The sequence below is a fragment of the Kitasatospora sp. NPDC088134 genome, from assembly GCF_044741705.1.
In the GTDB taxonomy this organism is placed as follows: domain Bacteria; phylum Actinomycetota; class Actinomycetes; order Streptomycetales; family Streptomycetaceae; genus Kitasatospora.
Map to the genome: position 1 here is coordinate 288,582 of NZ_JBIUTD010000003.1, position 22,767 is coordinate 311,348.

The following is a 22,767-nucleotide window of genomic DNA, read 5'->3' on the forward strand; positions in this document are numbered from 1 at the left end:
GGCTGCTGCCCCCGAAGGGGGTGTCAGGGCCCGTGCTCGGCTTGCCAGGCGGCCATGGCGGCCACAGTGTCCAGGCCGAGGACGAGCGGGGCGGAATGCGGTTCCAGGCGGCCCATGGCGTGGATGACGCCGAGAAACGGCCGCCTCAGTAGGGCCTCTGCCACCCGATCGGCCCTGGCGGGATCTGACAGGCGATGAAGGTGCCAGTCGCGGATGTTGGAGCGGGCCAGAACGAAGGCGTCCTGGCGTCCTTCTACCAGGTCGGGACGGTTGAGCCCGAAGACCTGGATCGACGCGGCCCCTTTGGCTGAACCATTCACTGGTTCGTATAAACCCGACAGGAGGAGGAGTCTTAGATGAGCGGAGGGGTCCTCGGCCGTGGGATCGATCAGCAGGCAGTTGTCGTCCACGTCCACCGGATACTCCTCCCGCTTCACGTCGCTGTTGCAGTAGGAGCAGGCGAGCAGGTGGTTCAACCAGTCGAAGGCTCGGAGCGGTGCACGGTCCAGGGGCTCGAAGTGGTCGACGGCCATGCCCCGGTTGTCGTCGCAGTACATGCACCGGACGGCGCCGCGCGCCATCTGCTCCAGCGTCCGGCGCACGCGTCCCGTGGTTCCGTCGGCGTCCCGCCACGCCTTGCGCGCGATGTCGGAGGTTCCTCCCCGCGCCGCTACACGTTCTGTCGCGTCGTTCAGGAGCTTCTGCGTACGGGGCGAGACGTCCGGCCGATGGAGCCGGATCATCGGTCCGGCTCCAGCCGCGCCGACACCTCGGCCACCCTGCTGGACAGGGAGCTGGTCAGCAGTTCGCTCAGTTCCCGGTACTCGTCGGCCTCCGCGGCGGAGTTCGTGCCGTCGTACACCTTCCGCTCCAGCGCTACCAGGCGCCGGCGGCGTTCCTCGGCCCGGTTCGAGTAGGGCGTCTCCAAACCGAACAACTCGGAGAGCACGGCGTCGTCGCCGCTGCCGTAGACGACCCGCCGGTAGAGGTCCTCGCCGACCACGGCCGGTGCTGCGGGCTCGTCCAGCGCGGGCAACCGGACCAGCCCGCCTTCGTCGGCGCTCTGGCAGATGTAGGGGCTGTGGCTGGTGACGATGAACTGGACGTTGGGGAAGTGCTTCCGGAGCCAGCCACCGATCCTGCGCTGCCAGGAGACGTGCAGGTGCGCGTCGATCTCGTCGATCAGTACCACCCCGGGGGACAGGACCACGGTGCTCCCGCCCGCGTCCACACGGGTGGGCAGCCCCCCGTAGGTGTCGTGGAGTTGGCGGACGATGTCCAGCACCAGCGCCGACACCGACCGGTAGCCGTCGCTCATCTCCTCGAGCGGAAAGCCGTCGAGGTCCGGTTGCCGGGAGTCGGACACCCACAGGCCGTCCGCAGTCACCCACTGGATCTGGTAGTGGTCGGGCAGCAGGTCGTCGCGCAGCAGTCCCAGGACCGTGCGCAGGAGCCTCCCGGCCCTGCCGGCGCTGTCGGGTCGACCGGAGGCCTCCCGCAGTCGCCCCGCCCGCTCCGCCTCCTCGAACTGCCGCAGCCGGAGCTCGACCAGCCACGAGACACCCTCCGCGAGCACGGCGTTCTCGTCGAAGAGCGTAGCCAGCCGTCCCGTGGGGCCCTGGGGCTTGAACGATCGCGAGGTGCTCTGGCCGAGTCTGCGGAAGGGGCCGTAACCGGCACAGAACCAGCCGGCCGGACCGGGTGCCCAAGGTCCGAGGTGGGCGGCTGCGCGGTCGGTCAGTGGTTCCAACACCACCAACTCCGGGCCGGAGGACAGACGAGTCCAGCGCAGCCCGGCGGAGAACGGCAAGGATTCTCCCGCCGGTCCGGCGAAGTGGTCGTACACCGGATCGGTGACCAGCTCGACTTCCACCTCTGCCGTTCTGGCGTGCTCGTTGACCCAGCCGAACGAGTTCCGCATCAGTGCCCGTGCGCTGTCGGGGCCGCTGATTGCCAGAGCGATCGCCTGCAGCAGCGTGGACTTGCCGGAGGCGTTCCGCCCGGCCAGCACCGTCAAGCCACTGCGCCCGGGCAGCCGCAGGTCCACCGTGCGCGCGCCGCTGAAACTCTTGACGTCCCTGAGCTGGACCCTCGTGACGTACACCTGGACTCCGTCCTCCCTCGTGCCGTCGGCCGGTGCCCGGCATGGGCCGACGTGCATCGGGCTATGTCGGGAACAGGTTCTCACGCACCCCGGGTCGGGAACGGGTCCGGCCCCGGGCGGGGCCGGACCCGTGTGGGGGCAGCGCTGCTACGCGGTGCCGCCGACGGCGGAGGTGAGCGGGTGGCTCATGAAGATCGGTATCCAGCCGAGGGCTGCCAGCACGGCCGTGGTGACCGCAGTCGTTGCTGTGTCTTTCCGCGTGCAGGGGCGCCGATCCTTCCGGGCATTGCCCTCCCGGGAGGAAGGGCGGCGGTCCGGGGCACTCGATTGCTTGGGCAACATTGCTCAGTTTCCGATGCGCATGGGTTTGAAGCTCTCCCCTTGATGGGACAGGGAGGAGCCTTGGCTCGGAAAAGGTACATAGCCGGAAGCTGGGCAATCAACTCCAGCAGGCTGGCACCTCCTGGAGTTGTGAAGCAGCCGGAAGAACTGAACAGGGCCCCCCGGCCATGTCGCCCGGGAGGCCCTTTCGAAATTGTTCGTTTCTGCCTGACCGTGGTAGCAGGTTATTCATTGCGGGCTCATTTGGCGGGCCCCCGCCACGTCTTCCCCCCGTCGTTCAGGAGCGATTCGGCCAACGCTCCAGGGCCGTACTTCGCTGGGCCCCCGCCGTCCTGTCGAGCCGGTCGGCGGGACATCCCGCCGGGGCCGGAACCTCTGCCGCAGGTGGTACCAATGGCGTCCTCCACCAGGGACAGTCCGCGCAGCGCCACCGCTTCCTCCCGCTCCGCGCCGATCCGCCGGGCAAGGTCGACGGCGGTCGAGTAGTGCAGCAGGGCGTCCTGGTGGGCGCGGGACAGGCGGTGTATGTGCCCCAATTCGCTGTGGACGTCGATTTCGTGCCGGACATCCCCCAGGGATTCGAAAGTGCGCAGGGCCGACCTCAGCAGGCCGATCGACCTCGCGGATTCCTCGGGAATTCTCAGGGTGAGTGCGAGGTTGAGGCGGACTGCGGCACTCTCCGCCTCGGAAAGACTTTTCTCATCGAGCTCGAAGAGCAATTCGAACGAGACGCGGGCGGATTCCCGGTCGCCACTGCTCAATTGCAGTCCGCCGAGATTATTCAGAAGCTGGGCGGTGCTGCGGACGTCGCCCAGCGAGCGGAATATCGGAAGTGCCTCGCGGAGTGCCTCTGCCGCGGATTCGTACTCGTCGAGCTGGGTGCGGAGGATGCCAAGATTGTTGAGGCACCGGGCGAGCTGCCACTCCTCGCCCGCCGCCCGCCGCAGTTCCAGGGCCTCCTGCTGGAGTGCCAGCGCGGTGCGTAGGTCGCCGGTGTGGTGGTGCAGTTCGGCGAGCCGTCCGAGCGCCTCCGCGCCCGCCGGACCGTTGCCGCTGCTCCGGGCCATGGCCAGGGCTCGCTCCGCGGCTTCGGCGGTCTCGCGGTAGCGGGCGAACCGCAGGCAGGTCCTGGCCAGGTCCAGCAGGGCGTGGATCTCCTCGGGCGTCCGGCCCGACCGGCGCTCGGATGCGGCGGCGGCGGTCTGCATCCGGTGGGCCTCCCGCCACAGACCGGCGGCGTCCAGGTGCGGGGCCAGCAGGTGGGACAGGCGGGCAGCCGGAAGCGCTTCGCCCCGTTCCCTCAAGTCCTGTTCCAGGGAGATGAATCCGGGCAGTTCGAGGTGCAGCCAATTCAGGGCGGCGGCGCTGTCGGACCATTCGGGGCGGCCGGTCCGGGGGCTTGCGGAAGGATCAAGAATTCCGGATGGCGTTGGCAACCGGAAACGCCAAGGTGAGGCGGTGCGGTCGACTTCTTCGATCATGGAAACGGCGAATTCGACCAGTCGTCCGAATGTCTTGGAACGATCTTCCGGAGGTTCCGTGCGGTCGGCCAGGATTCGGCCGAACTCACCGAGCAGCTCCGGGATTTGGTATCTCTCCGGCGATTCTTCGGAGATCAGGTGAACGGTCAGCAGCGCGTCGAGTGTCCGTTCGGCCTCGTCCACGCCGCAGCCGATCAGCGCGGCCGCGGCGTGCGGGCCGAACTCGCGGCCGGGATGCAGGCTCAGCCTGCGGAAGGCGGTCCGGTAATCGGCTGACAGGGCTTGGTACGACATGGTGAAGGCCCCGTCGAGGCTGCCGAGGCCGTCACGGAGCTCACCGATCCGGCCGTTGGTGCGGGAGAGCCGGTGGATGAGATGGTCGAGCGTCCACGTGGGGTGGGCCCGGAAGCGGCTCGCCGCCAGGTCCAGAGCCAGCGGGTGCCCTGCGCACAGGTCGGCGACGGCGGTGACCCCCGTGTCCGCCCCCGCCTGCGCGGTCCGACCGCTGCCGACCAGTGCCCGGAACATCCGGCCCGCCTCCGCGGGCGCCAGTCCGCCGACGGCGACGGTCCGCAGCAGAGGAAGCTCCGGCATTCGGTGGCGGCTGGTGACCAGGACGAACGAGGCCGGCTCCACTGGCAGCAGCGGTTGCACCTGGGCCGGTCCGGCAGCGTCGTCCAGGATCACCAGGGCATGCCGCCGAGCCAGCAACTCGCGGCAGTCGGCGAACAGTTCTTCCGGGTCGAGGGGGATCTGCGGTGCGGGCACGCCGAACTGCCGCAGTACGGCGGTGGCGGCGCTCTCCGGGGCGGCGGCCGCCTTGCCGGCATGGGTGGCGAGGGGGACGAACAGGTGGCCGTCCGGGAAGTTTCCCTGCAGCAGGGCGGCCGCCGCCAGGGCCAGTGCGGTCTTGCCCGTGCCCGCCATGCCGGAGAGGGCCACCACCGGCAGCGGGCCGGCCGATCCGTCGGGTCGGACGACCGGGCGTGCCGCCGCCAGCACCATCGCCAACTCGCTTTCTCTGCCGAAGAGTTCCGGAGCATCGCGCAGGGTGGACGGTGGACGGAGGGCGCGGGGCTCCGCCGGTGCGCCAGGTCTCCTGTTCGGCCGCACCAGCTCGCTGATCGGCACCCGGCGCAGGAGTTGCTGGTGCAGACGGTTCAGTGGTTCGCCGGGGTCGGTTCCCAGGTCGTCCCGCAGGCGCAGTCGGATCTTGCGGTACACGCTGAGTGCCTCGGCCGGTCGACCGCCCCCGTACAGAGCGGTCATCAGCAGTGCACAGACGCGCTCGTTCCACGGGTTCTCGGTGGAGAGGGAGATCAACTCCGAGGTCACGTCCGCGAATCGGCCGAGGCGTAGTTCGATCTCCATGCGGGCGAGGATCGCTGCGAGCAGCCGGTCCGCCATCAGCAGCCTGGTGGTACGCGCCCACTCGCCGGGCATCCCGGCGAGCGGCTCGCCCTGCCAGACATCCTCGGCCTGCCGCAGGGTGTTCAGGGCCTGCCGGTCTTCACCCTGTTCGATCAGGGCGCGGGCTTGATCGGCGAGTACGCGGTGATGGTGCCAGTCGACCTGCTCGGGTCTGGCTTGCAGGGCGTAAGTGCCGGCGTGGGACACGATGCCGATCGGGGCGCCGGCCCCGGCCGGGGCCGTGATCTCGATGTCCCGCAGAACGGCCCGCAGTCGGGACATGTGGCTCTGCAGCGTGGCCGTTGCGGTGGGCGGGGGCTCGTCACCCCAGATCCGGCCCGACAGGACGGCGGGGGAGAGTGGCTTGCCGAGGTCCAGGGCCAGACAGGCCAGCAGGCTTCGTGCCTTGTGCGAACGAATCGTGACCGGTGCTCCGTCAACAGCCAGCCCGATGTTCCCCAGAAGGTGGATGTGCAGCATTTCTGCCCCCTGTCGCCTGCTCCTCGGACGCGCAGAAGGTGAGCATGGCACGAGAGTAGATGGGCTGCTATACCACTGAAAGGTTTCCTGAAGTGCGGGTTTCCAAGATGTCTTCGCCAAAAGGAAATTGATGTGCTATAGGAGTCGAAGCTCGTTGTGACAGGTTCTTCCGCGTGATCCGTGGCCCGCTCCATCGGGCCGGAGGAGAAGCGGATTTGGTGCACAAATCCGGCGGATCACCGAACTCTCCAGGTCAGCAAGGAAGTCGGTGTCGCAATGCGATCGACGGGCGGGGGACGGCTCACGGCGTTGCGCTCCGGATCGGACGGATGTTGGGGGCGTACATGCTCAAATGCGCGCTCCGGCGCTGCTTCCAGTGTCGCAACAGCTTCTATCCGCCCCCTCGCACCTCCTGGCCATGACGACCGCCGTTGAGGCGCTGATCATGTCGAGCCTGGGCTGTGTCCAACCACCGCTCTACCTATTGGAGTTCACCGAGGAGCTGTCCGCGCCGGACGGGGAGTCGGCCGCGCCCCCCCGGGGGGCAGAGGAGGCGGGGCCGAAGGGGCAGGAGGGAGGAGGCGTCAGAACAGGCGGCCGTCGCCGCTCTCGTGGGCCAGCAGCCAGCGCTTGGCGTCGATGCCCGCGGCGAAGCCGGTGAGGCTGCCGTTGGCGCCCTTCACCCGGTGGCAGGGCCGGACGATCAGCAGTGGGTTGGCCCCGACCGCGCCGCCGACGGCCCGCACGGCGAGCTTCGACTCCCCGGCGGCGTCGGCGAGTTGGCCGTAGCTGAGGGTGCTGCCGTACGGGATGTCGTCGAGCGCCGCCCAGATCCGCCGGCGGAAGGGCGTGCCGACCGGGGCCAGCGGCAGGTCGAAGGAGGTGCGCTCGCCCGCGAAGTACGCGGAGAGCTGTTCGACGGCCGGGGCGAGGGCGTCCGGGTCGGGCCGCCAGCCGTCCTGGGGCGTGTCGACGGCGCCCTTCTGTCCCGGGGCGGTGACGGCGGCCAGCGCGAAGCCGCCGTCCGGATCGAGGGTGCCGCTGAGCAGCAGGGTGCCGAGCGGGCTCGCCATGGTGGTGAACACGGTGGTCATGCCTGGTCCTTGGGGAGAGCGTCGCGGGTGTTTCGGGTTCGGGTGTCGCGGTCGGCCGCGTGCCGGTCGGCCGCCGCCGACCAGAGGTGGTGCAGGGCGTAGGAGCGCCACGGCGCCCAGGCGGCGGAGCGCCCGGCGGCGGACCGCGGGTCGCCGTCCGCGCCCAGGGCGCGCAGCCCGTCGCGGACGCCGATGTCGGTGGGCAGGAACACGTCCGGGTCGGCCAGCGCCCGCATCCGCAGGTAGCCGACCGTCCACGGTCCGATCCCCGGCAGCGCCAGCAGCTCGGCCGCCGCCCGCTCCCGGTCCACCCCCGGGTCCAGCCGGACGGAGCCGTCCGCGAGCGCCGCGCACAGCCCCAGCAGCGCCCGCTGCCGGGCCCGCGGCATCGCCAACTGCTCCGGGTCGGCCGCCGCCAGCGCCGCCGCCGACGGGAACAGCAGCCGCAGCCCGCCGTCCGGCGCGGGCAGCGCCGCCCCGTACCGCTCGGCCAGCCGCCCCGCCAGGGTACGGGCCGCCGCGACCGTGACCTGCTGGCCCAGCACGGCGCGCACCGCCAGCTCGTGCGGGTCGACGTGCCCCGGCGAGCGCAGCCCCGGCCGGGCCGCGGCCAGCGGCGCCAGCAGCGGATCGGCGGACAGCCGCCCGTCCACCGCGTCCGGGTCGGCGTCCAGGTCGAACAGCGCCCGCAGCCGGTGCACGGCCGTGGTGAGGTCGCGCAGGTCGGCCAGCGTCAGCCGGCAGTCCAGCCAGCCCCGGTCCGCCGGGTCGCCCGCCGCCAGACCGTCCACCTCGGCGATCCCGTGCCCGTACGGCAGCGCCAGCGTCCGCCGGTAGGTCCGGGTGCCCGGGCGCGGGCCGGGGACGACCTCCTCGACGCCCGGCACGGCCCGCAGCGCCAGGAAGTCCAGCAGGTGCCCGGTGTCGATCGCCCCCCGGTAGGCGAGCCGCAGCCCGAGCGAACCGGCCCCCGCCGGGCCGCGCCGGTGCCCGCCGCGCTCGGTGCGCAGCGCCGACGGCGTCCGGTCGTAGACCTCGCGGATGGTGTCGTTGAACTGCCGGACGGAGGCGAAGCCCGCCGCGAACGCCACGTCCGTGACCGGGAGTTCGGTGGTCTGCAGGAGCAGTCGGGCGGTCTGTGCGCGCTGCGCCCGGGCCAGTGCGAGCGGCCCCGCGCCCAGCTCGGCGGTCAGCTGCCGCTGGAGCTGCCGGGAGCTGTAGCCGAGCCGGTCGGCCAGCCCCGCCACGCCCTCCCGGTCGACCACGCCGTCCCCGATCAGCCGCATCGCCCGGCCGACCAGGTCGGCCCGGTGGTTCCACTCCGGGGAGCCCGGCACCGAGTCCGGCCGGCAGCGCCGGCAGGCCCGGTAGCCGGCGCCCTGGGCGGCGGCCGCGGTCGGGTAGAAGGTGCAGTTGGCGCGCTTGGGCGTGGTGGCCGGGCAGCTCGGACGGCAGTAGATGCCGGTGGTCCGGACGGCCGTGAAGAACACCCCGTCGAAGCGGGCGTCCCGGCTGTCCACGGCCCGGTACCTGGTCTCGTCGTCGATCACGCCCTCCAGTCTGCGCGATCCCCGGAACCCCGACTGGCGGGAATCGGACATCGCCATGAGGGCGGCGCCGCCGGGCCGCCGCCGGGCCGTCAGCGGGCCGTCAGCGGGCCGGGTCGGTGCCCGCCAGGGAGCGGGCCAGGCGGTCGAGGCCGGGCAGGGCGTGCATGACGGCCGCGCGGTCGTCCGGGGCGAGGCTCTCCAGCGCGGCGGCGAGGCGGCGCTCGTGCGCGCTCCGCCAGTCCCGCAGCTGCTGGTGCCCGGCCTCGGTGAGCGCGATCCGCGCGGTGCGCCGGTCGCCCGGGTCGGGCTGGCGGTCGACCAGGCCGGACTCCAGCAGCTTGGAGATCAGCCCGCTCACGGTGTTCGGCGCCAGCCGCTGGCGGGCCGCCAGCTCGCCCACCCGCATCGGCGCGACGGCCAGCGTCTGCAACAGCTCGACCTGCGCCATCGGCAGCGCCTCCCACGGGAACTCGCTGCGGATCGAACTGCGCAGCGCCCGCCGCAGCCGGGTGATCACGTCGGTGAGCTGCTGCGCCCCGGCGAGCGTTCCGGCGTCCGGCGGCACGGACTCGGACGGGCGCGAGGCGGGCTGCGGCTGCGAGGACATGGCGGACAGCGTAGCGCCCGGTCACGTCACGGCCGCCCGGAGTCCACCCGTTGACCAGCCAGGACACCCCGGACGGCGGCGGGCGCGGCGGGGCCGGCGGGGGACTGGCGGGGGCTCCTTGAGGAGATATGTCGGTGGCAGATATATTTGGGACATGGCCGAACAGATGTCCGCCTCGCGGCTGCTCGACACCCTGCAACGGGTCGAACGCCCCCGTCCCCGCACGGTGGCCCGCTGGCGGCACGCCCACTGGCTGGCCGTCGGGACGGTCTGCCTGGGCGCCTTCCTCGGCCAGCTGACCGCCAGCGTCACCTCGCTGGTCTTCCCCGCCCTGGAGCACCGCTTCGACGCGGGCTTCGCCGCCGTCGAATGGGTCTCGCTCGCCTACCTGCTGGTGCTGGTCGCGCTGCTGGCCCCGGTCGGGCGGCTCTCCGACCTGGCCGGCCGCAAGACCATGTACCTGTGCGGGTTCGCGGTCTTCGTCCTCGCCTCGCTCGGCGCCGGGTTCGCGGGCAGCCTCGGCGTGCTGATCGCCTGCCGGGCCGTGCAGGCCGTCGGCGGCGCGCTGATGCAGGCCAACAGCGTCGCCCTGGTCGCCCGCGGCGTACCCGAGCGGGCGATGTGCACCGCCCTCGGCATCCAGGCCGCCGCCCAGGCCCTCGGCCTCGCCCTCGGCCCCACCCTCGGCGGCCTGCTGGTCACCCACGCCTCCTGGCGCTGGGCGTTCTGGGTCAACGTCCCGATCGGCGTCCTCGGTCTGCTGGCCGGCTGGTTCCTGCTGCCCCGCACCTTCCCCGCAGGGCGAGAGCCGCAGCAGCGGCGGGACGGCATACCGGGCAGGGCGCTGGACGGGTCAGGGGTCGGGGCACGGGACGGGGCGCGGGGCGGCCTGCCGAACGGGGCACGGGCCGGGGCGGTGCCGGGGGTGCTCGACGAGGTAGGGCTCGGTGGACGGGACGGAGCACGGCCGGGGGTGCTGGACGGGGCGGTGCCGGGAGCGCTGGACGGCGTACGGCTCGGCGCACGGCCCGGTGGGCGGGACGGTGCGACGACCGGGGCCCGGGCCGGGGCGCGGCTCGGCGTGCGGTGCGGTTCGGGGGCCGGGGCGCGGGGCGGGGAGGGGCGGTTCGACCTGGCCGGGTTGGTGCTGCTCGCGGCCTCCTCCACCGCGCTGCTGCTCGCGCTGTCCGCCGCGTCCGGTCTGCCGCTGCCCGGCTGGGCGGTGGCGGCGCTGCTGTCGGCGGCCGTCGCCACCGGGCTCGGGCTGGTCCGGCAGGAGCGGCGGGCGGACCGGCCGATCATTCCGCCCGGCCTGGTGAACACCCCCGGCATCCGGGCCGGACTGGTGGTCGCGCTGATCGGCTACCTGCTGCTGTTCTGCCCGCTGGTGCTGGAGCCCGTCGCGCTCACCGCCCGCGGCGCCTCCGCCGCGGCCGCCGGGCTGGCGATCACCGCGCTGCCCGCCGCGTTCGCGGTCGCCGCCACCGTCGGCGGCCGGCTGCTGCCCCGGCACTGGACGGACGCGGCCCGCTGCCGCTGCGGCGCGCTGCTGGCCGCCGCCGGACTGCTCGTCCTCGCCGCCCTGCCCGACCCCGGCCCGGGGACGACCGCGCTGCCGCTGCTGCTGGCCGGCTACGGCCTGGGCCTGCTGCTGCCCGCCAACAACGCCCTGGTGATGCGGGCGATACCCGCGCAGAGCTCCGCCGTCGGCGGCGGCCTGGTCAACATGGTGCGCAGCCTCGGCACCGCGCTGGGCACCGCGCTGCCGGTCCTGGCCGTCCACCTGGCGGGCCCCGCCGCCGGCGCCCGGACGGTCCCGGTGGTGCTGGCCGCCGTCGCGCTGCTGGCGGCCCGGCTCTCCGCCACCCGCTGACGGAGCGTCGGGGGGTCGGGGCGTCGGGGCGCGCCGATGGGCCGGTGGGCCGGAACGCCGCGAGGGCGCCGCACCGGGGGAGTTCCCGGGGCGGCGCCCTCGTGCTCGGGCGTCCGACGGTCCGTCAGGAAGCGGCGGGCTGCGCGCCGCGTTCGGCGAGCATGTCCGTCATCAGCAGGATCTCCGAGCGCTGCGCGTCGACCATGCCCTTGGCGAGCCGCTTCTCCGCGTCGTTCTTCGCCGCGTCCACGTAGGCCTGCGCCATGTCGGCGCCGCCCTTGTGGTGATTGATCATCAGCTGCAGGTAGTACACCTCGGCGTCCCGCCCGTTGAGCGAACGGAGCTTCTCCAGGTCGGTGTTGGTCGCCATGCCGGGCATCAGCGCGCCGTCGTGCGGCTCGTAGCTGTGCCCCATCCAGGCCATCGGCTTCGCGCTGCTCGCCTGGGTCAGGCCCCACTGGTCGAGGAAGCCCATCAGCATGCCGCGCTGGTTGGCCTGGGTGTTGATGATGTCGAACGCGAGGGTGCGCACCGCCTGGTCCTGGGTGCGGTCCCGGACGATGAACGACATGTCGATGGCCTGCTGGTGGTGGGTGGCCATGTCGCGGGCGAACCCGGCCTCCGGCGAGTCGGTGCCGGGCGTGGCCGGGGCGGCGGCCGGCGCGCTGCCGGCCGCGGGCGTGCCGCCGCCGACCAGCGCGGGCACGCCCAGTCCGAGCGCGACCACGGCGGCCAGCGCCGCGGGCCACCAGAACGCCCGCCGGCTCCGGCGCGCGGGCCCGCCGTCCCCGGCCGCGCCGTTCTCGGCCGCGCCGGCCTCGACCGCGTCCGCCGCCTGCTCCGGCTCCTCGTCGGCCGGTCGGCGGGCCGTCACATCGTCCCCGAGCTGCAGCTGGCGCCCGGCTCGGGCGTCTGCTTGCCCTGCACGTACTTGGTGAAGAACTGCTCGACCCGCGGGTCGGTCGCCGAGTCCACCACCAGCTGGGTGCCCCACGCGCTCAGCGTGATGGTGCCCGGCTCGTCCGGGTACGGGCTCATCAGGCTGTACGGGGTGGCCTTGACCTTCTCGCTCAGGGCCTTGATGTCGTCGGCGGACGCCTTGCCGTTGTAGGTGACCCAGACCGCACCGTGCTCCAGCGAGTGGACGGCGTTCTCGTTCTTCACCGGCGCGTCGTACACGTTGCCCATGCAGGTCGCCCAGACCGGGTTGTGGTCGCCGCCGACCGGCGGGGTCATCGGGTACGTCACGGCGGTGGTGACGTGGTTGCGGCCCAGGTTGTCGAAGGTCTTCACCCCGTCGATCGACACCTTCTCGGCGGCCTCCTGGGCCTTCTTCTGCGCCTCGACCTGCGCCGCCGCGGCGGCCTTCTTGGCGTCGCTCTTGTGCTTGGCGTCCAGCGTCAGCCAGGTGCCGCCGCCGATCATGCCGAGCACCAGCACGGAGGAGATGCCGATGGTGAGCAGCTTGTTGCGGCGCTCCCGGCGCTCCTCGATCGCGCGCAGCTCGGCGATCCGGGCCCGGCGGTCGGCCTGGTTGGCGGCCTTGCTGCCCGGGCGGGGCTGCTTGCCGGTGGGGTTGGACTGCTTGGAGGCGGAACCCATGGATGTCTTCCTTGTCCCCGCCGTGGTCGCCACGGCGGTCTGCGGTGTGTGAGGGGCAGCGGAGCCGCCGACCTCCCCGCGGACGGGGCGTCGGCCGGCGGTGGGTTCCGCTCAGGACCGGTGAACCTGGAGCACGTGCAGGTCGGGCGCGTGGTGCGACCCCGGTGCGGCGGCGCACACCGGGACGGCGGGCGCGCCGGACGGGGCGATCGACCGCGGCAGGACGACCGGGCCGGGCTGCGGGGGCGCGTTCGGCAGGTGCGAGTCCGGCCCGCAGAACGAGTGGCCGGAGCAGCCGTGCCCCGGCCGCTGCCCCGAACCGTCCACGGCGCACCAGACGTACGGCAGCCCCGGGGCGTCGGAGGACACCGCGGGGGTGTGGTGCGCGACCTGCGCGGCCCGGTCGGCCCGGTCGGCCCGCTCGGTCTTCGAGGGACCGGGACGGTCGGCGGCCGGAGCGGCCGGTCCGGTGGTGGACGGGCCCTGGACGGCCGTTCGGGTGCCGGGCGCGGCCTGGCCGGACGGCGGGGCCTCCGGCGTCGCGGCCCGGGCGCTCGCCGTGCACGGCAGCAGCGCCAGCAGGGCGGCCAGCAGCAGGGACCACAGCAGCGCCACCGGGCGGAGTACCGCGAACGCGGTTCCTTCCCGGAGTCGATTGCGAGATCCCGACGCGGCCATGCGCACATATTAATCAGCCGATCGGGTGAAGCGGTGCCCCCTTCGGGCTCCGAATTTCCGGCCGGAGGCCGGATCGGTCGGGGTCGGAAGGCCCTGTTCGGACCCGCCCGGTCCGTTCCCCGCCCGGGTCGCCGCCGCCGTGGCCGGAACCCCGCCCCGGCCGTCCGCACGATGTTCCGAATCCCGGACACCGTCGTCGTCCTTCGGCAGAATGACGTGACGTCCGGCACCCCCACGGATCAGGAGCCGTCAGTTGAACCAGCAGGGCGCACCCGGCCAGCCCCGCCCCGACGACGCCTGGTGGCACACCGTCTACGCGGGGCCCGCAGGCACCCTCCCCGACACCCCCGCCGCCACCGCCGACTCCTCCACCGTGGACGAGTGGTTCAGCACCGCGGCCGACCTGATCGGCCAGCAGCGCACCACGCCACCGGCTCCGGAGCCCGCCCCCGAGCCGATTGCGCACCACGAGGACAGGGACGGGGCCGGGGCCGGGGACGGGGACGACGGTGCGGCCGTGCCGGGGCCGCGCCCGCGCAGCTGGGCCGAGGCCGCCTGGCCCGACCTGGGCGGGGCGCCCGCCGGGACGCGCCCGCCGACCCAGCCGCCGGCCCCGCCCGCCGAGGCCACCGAGGCCGGGCCCACGCCGACCCTGACCGACCTGCCGGTGTCCGAGCCCGCGCCGCCCGCACCGCCCGTACCGGAGCCCGCCCGGCCCGAGGTCGTGCTGTCGAAGCCGGCGAGCGCCGAGCCGGAGACCGCCGCTCCGGAGGCCGCTGAGCCGGAGACCGCCGAGCCGGGGTCCGGGCCGGCGGCCGTCGCGGAGGAGCCGCCCGCGCCGGTCGCGCCGCCGGAGCGGGGCGCCCCGTGGACCGGCCGGGCCGAGCCGCCCGCCGTCCCGCACGTCGGCGAGCGGCCCCCCACGTACGAGGCCGAGCCGACCGCGCTCGCCCCCGCCGACCCGGCCGGGCTCGCCACCGTGGTGCCCGACACCGCCATCGACGGCGCCCGGTTCGCGGCCACCACCCTGCGCGCGGTGTCCGTCCGGGGCGACTCCGCCCGCTACCGGGGCGAGCCCCGACGCGACGCGCTGCTCACCGTCCGGTTCGGCGAGGGCGAGGACGCGCTGGTGCTCGCCGTGCTGGCCGCGCCCGCCCGCCGCGCCAACGCCCAGTGGGGGTCCGCCGCGGCGGCCGAGGCGGCCCGCCAGCTCGCCACCGCGATCGGCCGCAGCCGGGCCGAACTCGCCGCCGACCTGCGGGCCGGCGCCCGGGACCGGCTCCGCTACGGGCTCCAGCGGATCGCCCTCCAGTCCGCGGTGCGGCTGCGCAGCGCCGCCGAGACCGAGGACCCGGAGAGCGGGCCGCCGCCCGAGGAGACGGCCTCGCTGCACTGCCTGCTGATGTCCACCGACCCGGCGGCCACCCATCGCGCCGCGTTCGGCACCGGCCCGGGCGGGCTCTACCTGCTGCGCTCCGGGCACTGGATCGACGCGTACGCCGCACGGCTCCTGCACCACCCCGACGGCCAGCCGCCGCTGCCTCCGGCGGCGATGCCGGCGCCGCGCCCGTTCCGCTTCCGGCTGGTCCCGGCGACCTCCGGCGACATCCTCCTGCTCTGCACCCCGGGCCTCGCCGCCCCCATCGCCGAAGAACCCGCCGTCGCCCACTTCCTCTCCAGCCACTGGGCCCACCCCCACCCGCCGGGCACCGTCGACTTCCTCCGCCAGATCCAGGTCCGCGCCAAGGGCTACGCGGACGACCGCACCGCGGCGGCGGTCTGGACGGACTGAGGGGCGGCCCACGGCCGGGCGGAATCCCGGGCCCGTCGGGAGCGAAGCTCCAGGGGCCCGGGGAACGGCGGGGCCGAGGGGCGGGTGTCCGACGGGCTGCGAGGCGCTGCCCCGTTGCGGGCCGAAGGCCCTCGGCCGACACCCCGTGGCGCCCTGCCGGATTCCGGCGCATCGCCCCTCGGCCCCGCTAACGGCCCGGGGCCGCGCCCAGCAGGGCCTGTGCGGCGGAGGTGGCGTGGGTGAGGGCGGTGGCGCGGGTGGTGCCCGGGAGGCCGATGGTGAGGGGGACGGCGAGGCCGTCGAGGAGGGCGCGGAGGTGGGTGGCGCGGGTGGGGGCGGGGCCGGTGAAGGCGAGGGTGCCGGTGCTGCGGCCCTCGTCGAGGAGGGTGGTGAGGTCGTCCTGCCAGGGGGTTTCGATGTCGAGCTGGCCCCGGCGGAGGTCGGGGCTCTCCGGCGATCGGCTCCACACCTCGATCCACAGCAGCCAGCGCGGGTCGCCGGGGCCCTCCGGGAGGTAGAGCTCCAGGTAGCGCTCCAGCCGTGCGGCGACCGGGAGTTCGCGCCGGGACAGCTCCCGGCCGCGCTCCTCGCCGAGCTGGGCCTCGCTCCAGCGGAGGGTCTCCAGCAGGAGCTGGTCCTTGCTGCCGAAGTAGTAGAGCAGGTGCCCGGCGCTCATGCCGAGCTCCCGGCCGAGGCCGGCCATGGTGAGCCGGGCGAGGCCGTGCTCGGCGATGGCGGTGCGGGCGGCGGCGTAGACCTCTTCGCGGGGGCGGGCCGGCCGGCGGGTGCGTGGCTGGTCCATCCGCGCTCCTCGGTGGGTGGGGCTCTTTCGGGGACCAGTGTCTCCCACCGGCGGGCGGCCGGTGCTGCGGAGGGACGGGGCCGCCCCTCCGCGGGGCGGCGTCAGCCCAGGGTGCCGGCGTACGCGGTCTCCGCGCCGAAGCCCCAACTCGGGCTGGCGTCCCAGGGGTTGGGCAGGACGTCGTCGGTGGCGTACGCGTAGCCGGCGCCGCGGGTGAACGCGGTGGAGAGGGCGGTGCGCATCGCGGTGGCGTCGGGGACGGCGTGCACCAGGTGCCAGTAGCCGGTGCCGGAGGGGTCGAAGGCGGCGCCGGAGTAGTAGCCGGCGGTCAGGTTGAAGACGTTGCCGCCGAGCCAGGAGCCGGTGTAGGCGGCGTAGCTGCCCTCGAAGGTGACGAAGGTGTCGGCGGTGCGCTTGCCGGCTTCGAGGAAGCAGTCGGCGACGGCGGTGCCGGGGTTGTTCACCACCAGTTCCTGCGCGGCCGGGTCGATCGAGTGGACCAGCGCCTGCACCTGCCGGCGCAGGTCGAGGTAGTAGTCGCGCTGGGCGTTGTCCGGGCCGCAGTCGCGGCTGGTGGTGTCGAAGAAGATGCCGTCGACGTGCAGCTTCCCGTCGGTGGTGACCAGGTAGTTGCGGACCGAGGCGAGGACGGCGTCCCGGTCCCGGGTGCCGCGCTCGGTGTGGACGTAGCCGAGCACCCGGGTGTGCTCGCCGGTGGCGGTGGTGCGGGCGCGCAGCGCGTCGGCGCGGGCCTGCCAGCTCGCGTCGAACGGGTTGTCGCCGTTGTTCGGGTTCAGGATGACGATCGACGGCGCGGGCTGGGCGGCCTGGACGTCCAGCAGCATCTGCTGGTTCGGGTACACGTAGGCCGGGACGCCGATCTCCAGGCCGCGCACCGGGGTGGTGGCGGCGGCCGTGGTGGCGGTGGCGGCGGGTGCGGCGGTGGCGAGCAGGGCGCCGAGGAGCAGGGCGGTGAGCCCCTTCGCACGGGTACGCATGCGGTGGTTCCCCCAAGAGGTTCGGGCGGGCGTCCCCCTGACGGCCCGTCGGCGCATGCTAACCCGCCGAGGGAAACCCCGTTCGAACCCGATGCGCCGCCGGCCGGGAGCCGGGTCAGCCCGCCGTCGGGCGCTCGCCGTACTCGGCGCTCCAGCGTTCGCCGGGCAGCACCAGGTCGGCGGTCTCGACGGGGCGGCCGGTGGCCCGGTCGTAGTGGGTGCGCCGGATCGCCAGGGCGGGCGCGCCGGGGAGCAGGGCGAGGGCCTGGGCCTCGGCGCGGGTGAGGACGCGGGCGGTGAGCCGTTCCACGGGGTCGCCGGTGGTGATGCCGATCAGGGCCATCCGCGCGGTGACGCCGATCCCGGCGTGCGGGCCGGCCTCGGGCAGCACGATCAGGGCCTGGCCGGTGACGGCCATCGGCTCCCAGGACTCGACCAGGTAGCCGGGTTCGTCGTCGACCAGGTGGACGTAGGAGGTGTGCATCACCGGGTCGCCGGGCTCGATCTCCAGGCGCTCGGCGACCTGCGGCGTGGCGGCCTCGGTGGTGGACTGGCTGCGCCAGGTGGGGTCGACGCCCTGCGCGGCGAGGGCGGCGGCGGTGTCGGGGCCGCGACGGACCAGCGTGCGGCGCGGCTCCTGGGCGCGGACGAAGTAGCCGCGGCCCTGCTTGGCCCGGACCACGCCCTCCTGCTCCAGCAGCCGGTACGCGGACTGGCCGACCCCGTGCGAGTAGCCGTACTGGGCCTGCAGCTCGGCCAGGGACGGGAGTTGACTGCCCGGCGGGTACTCGCCCGCGGCGATCCGCCCGCGGATCTGCTCGGCCACCTGCAGGTAAGCGGAGGGCCCGCTGGCGGTCATCGACGTCCTCCGAAAGGTCTGCGGTCCGGCCGATCGGTGACACAGTATCCCGCGTGGCACTACTCTACGTGTAGAGCTTGGCCCTATGTGTACCTTGGGGGAGTGGTGCAGATCAGCATGCGCGCGTCCGGCCTGCGGGCCGCGATCGAACGGGCCACCGGGGCCCTCGCCGAGGTCCGGCTCTCCGTCGGCAGCACCCGGATCAGCGTCCCCTGCCCGCCGGACGACGCCCCGAGCTGGGGCGAACTGCTCCGGGCGCTGCGCACCGCCGACCGCTGGGGCTCCGTCACCGCGGACGGACGGACCGTCATCTGGGCCCAGATCGAGGAGGAATCGTGACCACCGACCAGCCGCCGGGCCCGCCCCCGGCCGGCCCCGAGCGCCGCTACCGGCCCTGCGGGTGCTGCGCGCGCTGCACCTCGGGCACCGACCGGACACCCACCCGGGAGGAGGACTGCTGGGACGCGTTCCTGACCGGCACCGTCGCCGCGATGGTCGAACGGCGCAGCTGGGAGCGCCGCCGCGAGGAGGAGCAGCGCTGGTACTGACCGGGGCCTGAGCCGGGGCTGCGGCTGGGGACGGGCCGGGGCCGGGTTCCTCCGAACGGCCCGGCCCGGGTGCGCCGGGCGGGTGAAAGGCGTCCGGCCCGGCTCGCGCCGCGCCGGGCCGGACGGCACCGGTCGGATGAACTGCGCGCATGCGTACTCCCCATCGGACCGGACGGATCGCGGCCGCCCTGGCGGTGCTGGCCGCGTCGTTGTTCGGCAGCGGCGCCCTCGCCCCACCCGCGCAGGCCGCCGTCTCCTTCAGCAAGACCGCCGACAAGTCCACCGTGGCGCCCGGGGAGAACGTCACCTACACCCTGCAGTACTCCTGCTCGGTGAAGGAGTGCGTCAACGGGGCGATCACCGACGCGCTGCCCGCCGGGATGGAGTTCGTCTCCTGGGTGCCCGACCCGAGCACCGTGGACGTGCCGAACTCGACCGTCCCCGCGCCCGGCACCGCCGGCGGCAACCTGAACATCAAGCTGCAGACCCTCAGCCCCGGCACCACCGCCTCCGTCCGGGTCACCCTGAAGTTCCCGAACTGGACGACCGCCAACGGGAGTTCGGCCGTCAACTCGGCCCGGCTGACGGTCGACGGCGAGGACCCGCAGACCGGCCGCGCCACCGTCACCGCGCAGGTCGAGCCGGAGTACCGGGTCACCAAGGGCGTGCAGACCTCCAGTGCGGACGGACGGACCGTCACCTACCAGTTCAGCGCCTGCTCCACCGACGGCACCAACGTCGACCTGGACACCAGCCGGCTGCTGGACACCCTGCCGCCCGGCGCGGTGGTCGACACCGGCCGCTCGCCCGGCTGGAGCCGGGTCGCGCCCGGGCCGAACACCTGGGGCTACGACAACGGCGAGTTCCGGGCCGGGAACGGCCACGCGGGCTGCCGCATCCCCGGCGTGCTGGTGGTGAACTACCCGGAGGCGCAGTTCCCGACCGGCAGCACCTCCACCAACCGGGTCGAGCTGTTCGGTGACCCGCTCGGACCCGACCCGGAGCGGAGCCTGTCCACCGACGAGGCCACCACCGGGCAGTTCCAGGCCCCGAACACCGACGTGCAGGTCACCGCCAGCAAGTCCTGGGCGGAGACCTCGGTCTCCGGCGACCTGAACAGCTTCAGCCTGTTCGCCACCAACACCTCGGCGCCCGCCACCTCGCTCACCATGACCGACCCGGGCACCGGCACCACCGACGGGCTCTACAACTGGCTGTACCCGCAGTCGCTGCAGTTCTCGCCGTGGAACCCGGCCGGCATCACGATGACCTTCGAGTACCGGCTGAACGGCGACCCGGCCTGGCGCACCTTCACCCCCGGCACCCCCTTCGACGGCTCCGGCAACCGCCGGGTCACCTTCGCCGAGGGCGCCGGCGACCCCGCGAACGACGTGCTCGGCCTCCCCGCCGGCCGCTGGCTGGACGGCCTGCGGTTCAGCTGGAACGGCCCGCTGCCCACCGGCTGGTCCCCGGGCGGCGGCGTCCAGCTGGTCACCCAGGTCCTCGCCACCGGCCACGACGGCCGCCGCGCCCCGGCGCCGCTCACCAACTGCGTCACCAACACCGCCACCGACGGCAGTTCCACCGCCACCGCCACCGGCTGCGCGCGGACCACCGTCACCGACGGCACCAACCTGGGCGCCGCCAAGACCACCACCGAGGGCGCCGTCACCTCGCCCGGCGGCCGCGCCACCTTCGAGGTGATCCCGTACAACCGCAGCGGGCGCGCCCTCGACCGGCCGCTGGTGCTGTACGACGTGCTCCCGGCCGGGCTGGTCTACGTCGACGGCTCGCTGCGCACCACCGACGGCTACCCCGACGCGAAGCTCCCGCAGTCCGTGGAGGTCACCCCCGGCCCCGACGGGCGGCAGATCGTCAAGATGACCTGGCCGGCCGGCGCGCCCGACATGACGTACCTGCACGACCAGCTGGCCTACCGGGTCAGGTTCGACGTCCAGGTGGCCGGCAGCGTCCGCTCCGGCGCCCTGGTCAACGAGGTGTTCGTCACCGCCGACCGGCCCACCGCGCCGGTCACCTGCGCCTACAACGGCACCGACAGCGGCGTCCCGGACGCGCTCGACCTGAACGGGAACGGCGACCGGACCGAGAAGATGTGCCCGGCCTCCTCCCGGGTCGAGGTGCAGGTGCCGAGCGTGCTGCGCTCCTACAAGGAGGTCAAGGGCGACCTGGACGCCGACTACGGCAGCATGGGCGCCACCACCCCCGGCGGGCGGCTCGCCTACCGGATGACCGTCCGCAACGACTCGCCCGACCCGGTCACCGAGTTCCTCGCCTACGACCGGCTGGCCGCCCCCGGCGACGGCTACGTGCTCAACCCGGCCGCGCCCCGCGGCAGTTCCTGGGCACCCGCCCTGCGCGAGCCGCTGACCAGCAGCGACCCCGCCGTGGTGATCGAGTACACCACCGCGAAGCAGCCCTGCGTGGACGCCCTGGTGCCGCGCGCCCAGGACCCCGGCTGCGACCCGGCCGCGACCTGGAGCACCGTCTTCCCCGGCCCCGGCAACGCCACCTGGTTCCGGATCGCCCGCCCCGGCACGCTCGCCCCCGGCGCCTCCTTCACCCTGGGCTGGCCGATGGTCGCCCCCTACGACGCGCCCGACGCCGCGTACGCCTGGAACTCCTTCGCGTACACCGCCACCGACGCCACCGGCAAGCAGCTGCTGCCCGCCGAGCCCGCCAAGGTCGGCGTCTCGGTCCGGCGGACCCGGCCCTCGGACAACGCGCTCGGCGACTTCGTCTGGCGGGACCTCGACCGCGACGGCGTCCAGCAGCCCGGCGAGCCCGGCGTCGGCGGCGTCGGCGTGGCCCTGCTGGACGGCAACGGCGACCCGGTCCGCGACCTGAACGGCACGCCGCTGACCACCGTCACCGACGGCTCCGGCCACTACCTGTTCGACCACCTGCCGGACGGCCGCTACCAGGTCCGCTTCGACCTGGCCACGCTGCCGAAGGACGCCACCGTCACCGCCCAGCACGCCGGCCCCGACCCGGCGCTGGACTCCGACGGCGACCCGCAGACCGGCCTGACCCAGGTGGTCGGCCTGGCCGGCGGGCAGCGCGACCTCGACCTGGACCTCGGCATCCTGCTCCCCGAGCCGCCGCCGTCGCCCTCCCCGTCGCCGTCCGACTCGTCCTCCCCGGCCCCGTCGCCGTCCGGCTCCCCGGAGCCCTCGGGTTCGCCCGCGCCGTCCGGTTCGCCGTCCGGCCCGGTGACCCCGGAGCCCTCCGGCACCGCCGGGGGCGGTCTGCCGCAGACCGGCGCCGACCTGCCGAGCGGGACGCTCGGCGCCCTCGCCGGGCTGCTCACGGTGGCCGGCCTGCTGTTCTGCGCGCTGTCCTACCGCCGCCGCGGACGCCGCCACTGACGGACCGGCAGGACAACGGCCGCGGGCCGGAACCCCTGGGCGACCAGGAGGTTCCGGCCCGCGGCCGTTCGGCTGCCCGACGGGGCGTCAGGCCCGCGGCTGCTGCTGGGTGATGCAATGCACACCGCCGCCGTTGGCGAAGATCTCCCGGGCGTCGACCAGCTCCACGGTGCGGCCCGGGTAGGCCTTCTCCAGGATCGCCTTCGCCCCCTGGTCGCGCGGGTCGTCGAAGGCGCACAGCACCACCACGCCGTTGGCCACGTAGTGGTTGATGTACGAGTAGTCGACCGGCTCGCCGTCCTCGTCGAACAGCATGGTGGGCGCCGGAAGTTCGATCACCTCCAGGGTGCGGCCGCGGGCGTCGGTGGCGGACCGCAGCAGCTCCGCGAGCTCCCGGCAGACCTCGTGGTCGGGGTGCGCCGGGTCCGGCTGGGCGTGCACGACCACGGTGCCGGGACGGACGAAGGAGGCGACGATGTCGATGTGCCCGCGGGTGCCGAACTCGTCGTAGTCGCGGGTCAGTCCGCGCGGCAGCCAGACCGCCTTGGTGGTGCCGAGGAAGGCGTGCAGCTCGGCCTCGACCTGCTCGCGGGTCCAGTCGGCGTTGCGGCCCTCGCCGAGCTGCACCGTGTCGGTGACCAGCACGGTGCCCTCGCCGTCCACGTGGATGCCGCCGCCCTCGTTGATCAGCCGGGAGGCGAAGCGCCGCACCCCGGCCAGCTCGGCGACGTGCTCGGCGATGTCCTGGTCCTTGTCCCAGCGGGCCCAGGACTGGGCGCCCCAGCCGTTGAACACCCAGTCCGCGGCGGCGAGTTCGCCGTCCTGGCCGAGCAGGAAGGACGGGCCGATGTCGCGCATCCAGGCGTCGTCCAGCGGCCGTTCGACGATCTCCACCGCGGCGGAGACGTAGCGCCGGGCCTGCTCGCTCTCGCCGGTGTTGACCACCAGCGTCACCGGCTCGTACCGGACGATCGTGTCGGCGACCGCGGCCCAGGCGCGGCGCGCCGCGTCCAGTTGCTCGGCGCCGTCGAAGGTCGGGTTGGCGGTGGGGAAGGCCATCCAGGTGCGCGCGTGCGGGTGCCACTCGGCGGGCATCCGGAAGCCGAGCGAGGCGGGGGTGGGGGAGCTGCTCATGGGGTGAAGTCCTATGCGGGGGAGGGG

The 22,767-nt window shown here is 74.0% G+C and carries 18 protein-coding genes; 5 read left to right on the forward strand and 13 right to left on the reverse strand.

The features are described 5' to 3' along the window. Window positions 1-23 precede the first annotated feature (23 nt). From ACIOHG_RS07130 to ACIOHG_RS07155, 6 genes are all read right to left on the reverse strand, one after another. The gene (locus ACIOHG_RS07130; RefSeq protein ID WP_400946324.1) at window positions 24-743 is read right to left on the reverse strand and encodes a hypothetical protein; all 720 of its coding nucleotides are present in this window, start codon (window positions 741-743) and stop codon (window positions 24-26) included. Continuing rightward, entirely contained in the window at window positions 740-2,104 is a 1,365-nt protein-coding gene (locus tag ACIOHG_RS07135) for an AAA family ATPase (protein ID WP_400946326.1), read from the reverse strand. Before ACIOHG_RS07135 ends, ACIOHG_RS07130 begins: the two co-directional genes overlap by 4 nt. A gap of 581 nt (window positions 2,105-2,685) precedes the next feature. Beyond that, a complete protein-coding gene (locus ACIOHG_RS07140; RefSeq protein WP_400946329.1) occupies window positions 2,686-5,817 on the reverse strand; it encodes a BTAD domain-containing putative transcriptional regulator in 3,132 nt (1,043 codons plus the stop codon). 584 nt (window positions 5,818-6,401) lie between these two features. Further along, window positions 6,402-6,911 carry a methylated-DNA--[protein]-cysteine S-methyltransferase gene (locus ACIOHG_RS07145; protein ID WP_400946332.1) on the reverse strand — a complete coding sequence of 170 codons (510 nt, stop codon included), beginning with the start codon at window positions 6,909-6,911 and terminating at the stop codon, window positions 6,402-6,404. Then, entirely contained in the window at window positions 6,908-8,461 is a 1,554-nt protein-coding gene (locus ACIOHG_RS07150; RefSeq protein ID WP_400946334.1) for a DNA-3-methyladenine glycosylase 2 family protein, read from the reverse strand. The genes ACIOHG_RS07145 and ACIOHG_RS07150 overlap by 4 nt, the downstream gene beginning before the upstream one ends. Before the next feature lie 100 nt (window positions 8,462-8,561). Next, window positions 8,562-9,068: a MarR family winged helix-turn-helix transcriptional regulator gene (locus tag ACIOHG_RS07155; protein WP_400946337.1), complete on the reverse strand. Its 507-nt coding sequence runs from the start codon at window positions 9,066-9,068 to the stop codon at window positions 8,562-8,564. Between the two features lie 154 nt (window positions 9,069-9,222). Between ACIOHG_RS07155 and ACIOHG_RS07160 the strand changes: the two genes are divergently transcribed. After that, entirely contained in the window at window positions 9,223-10,941 is a 1,719-nt protein-coding gene (locus ACIOHG_RS07160; protein ID WP_400946340.1) for an MFS transporter, read from the forward strand. Between the two features lie 124 nt (window positions 10,942-11,065). Here the strand turns inward: ACIOHG_RS07160 and ACIOHG_RS07165 are convergent, their stop codons facing one another. From ACIOHG_RS07165 to ACIOHG_RS07175, 3 genes are all read right to left on the reverse strand, one after another. Further along, window positions 11,066-11,677 carry a DUF305 domain-containing protein gene (locus ACIOHG_RS07165; protein WP_400946702.1) on the reverse strand — a complete coding sequence of 204 codons (612 nt, stop codon included), beginning with the start codon at window positions 11,675-11,677 and terminating at the stop codon, window positions 11,066-11,068. A gap of 134 nt (window positions 11,678-11,811) precedes the next feature. Continuing rightward, window positions 11,812-12,543, reverse strand: a complete 732-nt coding sequence (locus ACIOHG_RS07170; protein WP_400946342.1) for a DUF3105 domain-containing protein — start codon at window positions 12,541-12,543, stop codon at window positions 11,812-11,814. 111 nt (window positions 12,544-12,654) lie between these two features. Next, the gene (locus ACIOHG_RS07175; protein WP_400946345.1) at window positions 12,655-13,158 is read right to left on the reverse strand and encodes a hypothetical protein; all 504 of its coding nucleotides are present in this window, start codon (window positions 13,156-13,158) and stop codon (window positions 12,655-12,657) included. Between the two features lie 316 nt (window positions 13,159-13,474). Here ACIOHG_RS07175 and ACIOHG_RS07180 point away from each other — a divergent pair, with 316 nt between their 5' ends. Then, on the forward strand, window positions 13,475-15,013 hold the full coding sequence (locus ACIOHG_RS07180; protein WP_400946346.1) for a hypothetical protein: 1,539 nt from the start codon (window positions 13,475-13,477) through the stop codon (window positions 15,011-15,013). 187 nt (window positions 15,014-15,200) lie between these two features. On the opposite strand, the gene ACIOHG_RS07185 is transcribed toward ACIOHG_RS07180, so the two are convergent. The 3 genes from ACIOHG_RS07185 to ACIOHG_RS07195 form a co-directional block, all read right to left on the reverse strand. Next, window positions 15,201-15,815, reverse strand: a complete 615-nt coding sequence (locus ACIOHG_RS07185) for a TetR/AcrR family transcriptional regulator (RefSeq protein ID WP_400946348.1) — start codon at window positions 15,813-15,815, stop codon at window positions 15,201-15,203. A gap of 101 nt (window positions 15,816-15,916) precedes the next feature. After that, a complete protein-coding gene (locus tag ACIOHG_RS07190) occupies window positions 15,917-16,813 on the reverse strand; it encodes a spherulation-specific family 4 protein (RefSeq protein ID WP_400946350.1) in 897 nt (298 codons plus the stop codon). A gap of 115 nt (window positions 16,814-16,928) precedes the next feature. Then, a complete protein-coding gene (locus ACIOHG_RS07195) occupies window positions 16,929-17,672 on the reverse strand; it encodes a GntR family transcriptional regulator (protein WP_400946354.1) in 744 nt (247 codons plus the stop codon). Window positions 17,673-17,774: 102 nt separating this feature from the next. Between ACIOHG_RS07195 and ACIOHG_RS07200 the strand changes: the two genes are divergently transcribed. From ACIOHG_RS07200 to ACIOHG_RS07210, 3 genes are all read left to right on the forward strand, one after another. Next, complete coding sequence (locus tag ACIOHG_RS07200; protein WP_400946357.1) at window positions 17,775-18,011, forward strand: hypothetical protein; 237 nt, start codon at window positions 17,775-17,777, stop codon at window positions 18,009-18,011. Next, a complete protein-coding gene (locus ACIOHG_RS07205; RefSeq protein WP_400946360.1) occupies window positions 18,008-18,220 on the forward strand; it encodes a hypothetical protein in 213 nt (70 codons plus the stop codon). Before ACIOHG_RS07200 ends, ACIOHG_RS07205 begins: the two co-directional genes overlap by 4 nt. Window positions 18,221-18,369: 149 nt before the next feature. Continuing rightward, window positions 18,370-21,606: an SdrD B-like domain-containing protein gene (locus ACIOHG_RS07210; protein WP_400946362.1), complete on the forward strand. Its 3,237-nt coding sequence runs from the start codon at window positions 18,370-18,372 to the stop codon at window positions 21,604-21,606. Between the two features lie 87 nt (window positions 21,607-21,693). Here ACIOHG_RS07210 and ACIOHG_RS07215 read toward each other — a convergent pair whose 3' ends face one another. After that, window positions 21,694-22,740 (reverse strand): agmatine/peptidylarginine deiminase, encoded by a 1,047-nt coding sequence (locus ACIOHG_RS07215; protein WP_400946364.1) that lies wholly within the window; start codon window positions 22,738-22,740, stop codon window positions 21,694-21,696. Between the last annotated feature and the right edge of the window lie 27 nt (window positions 22,741-22,767).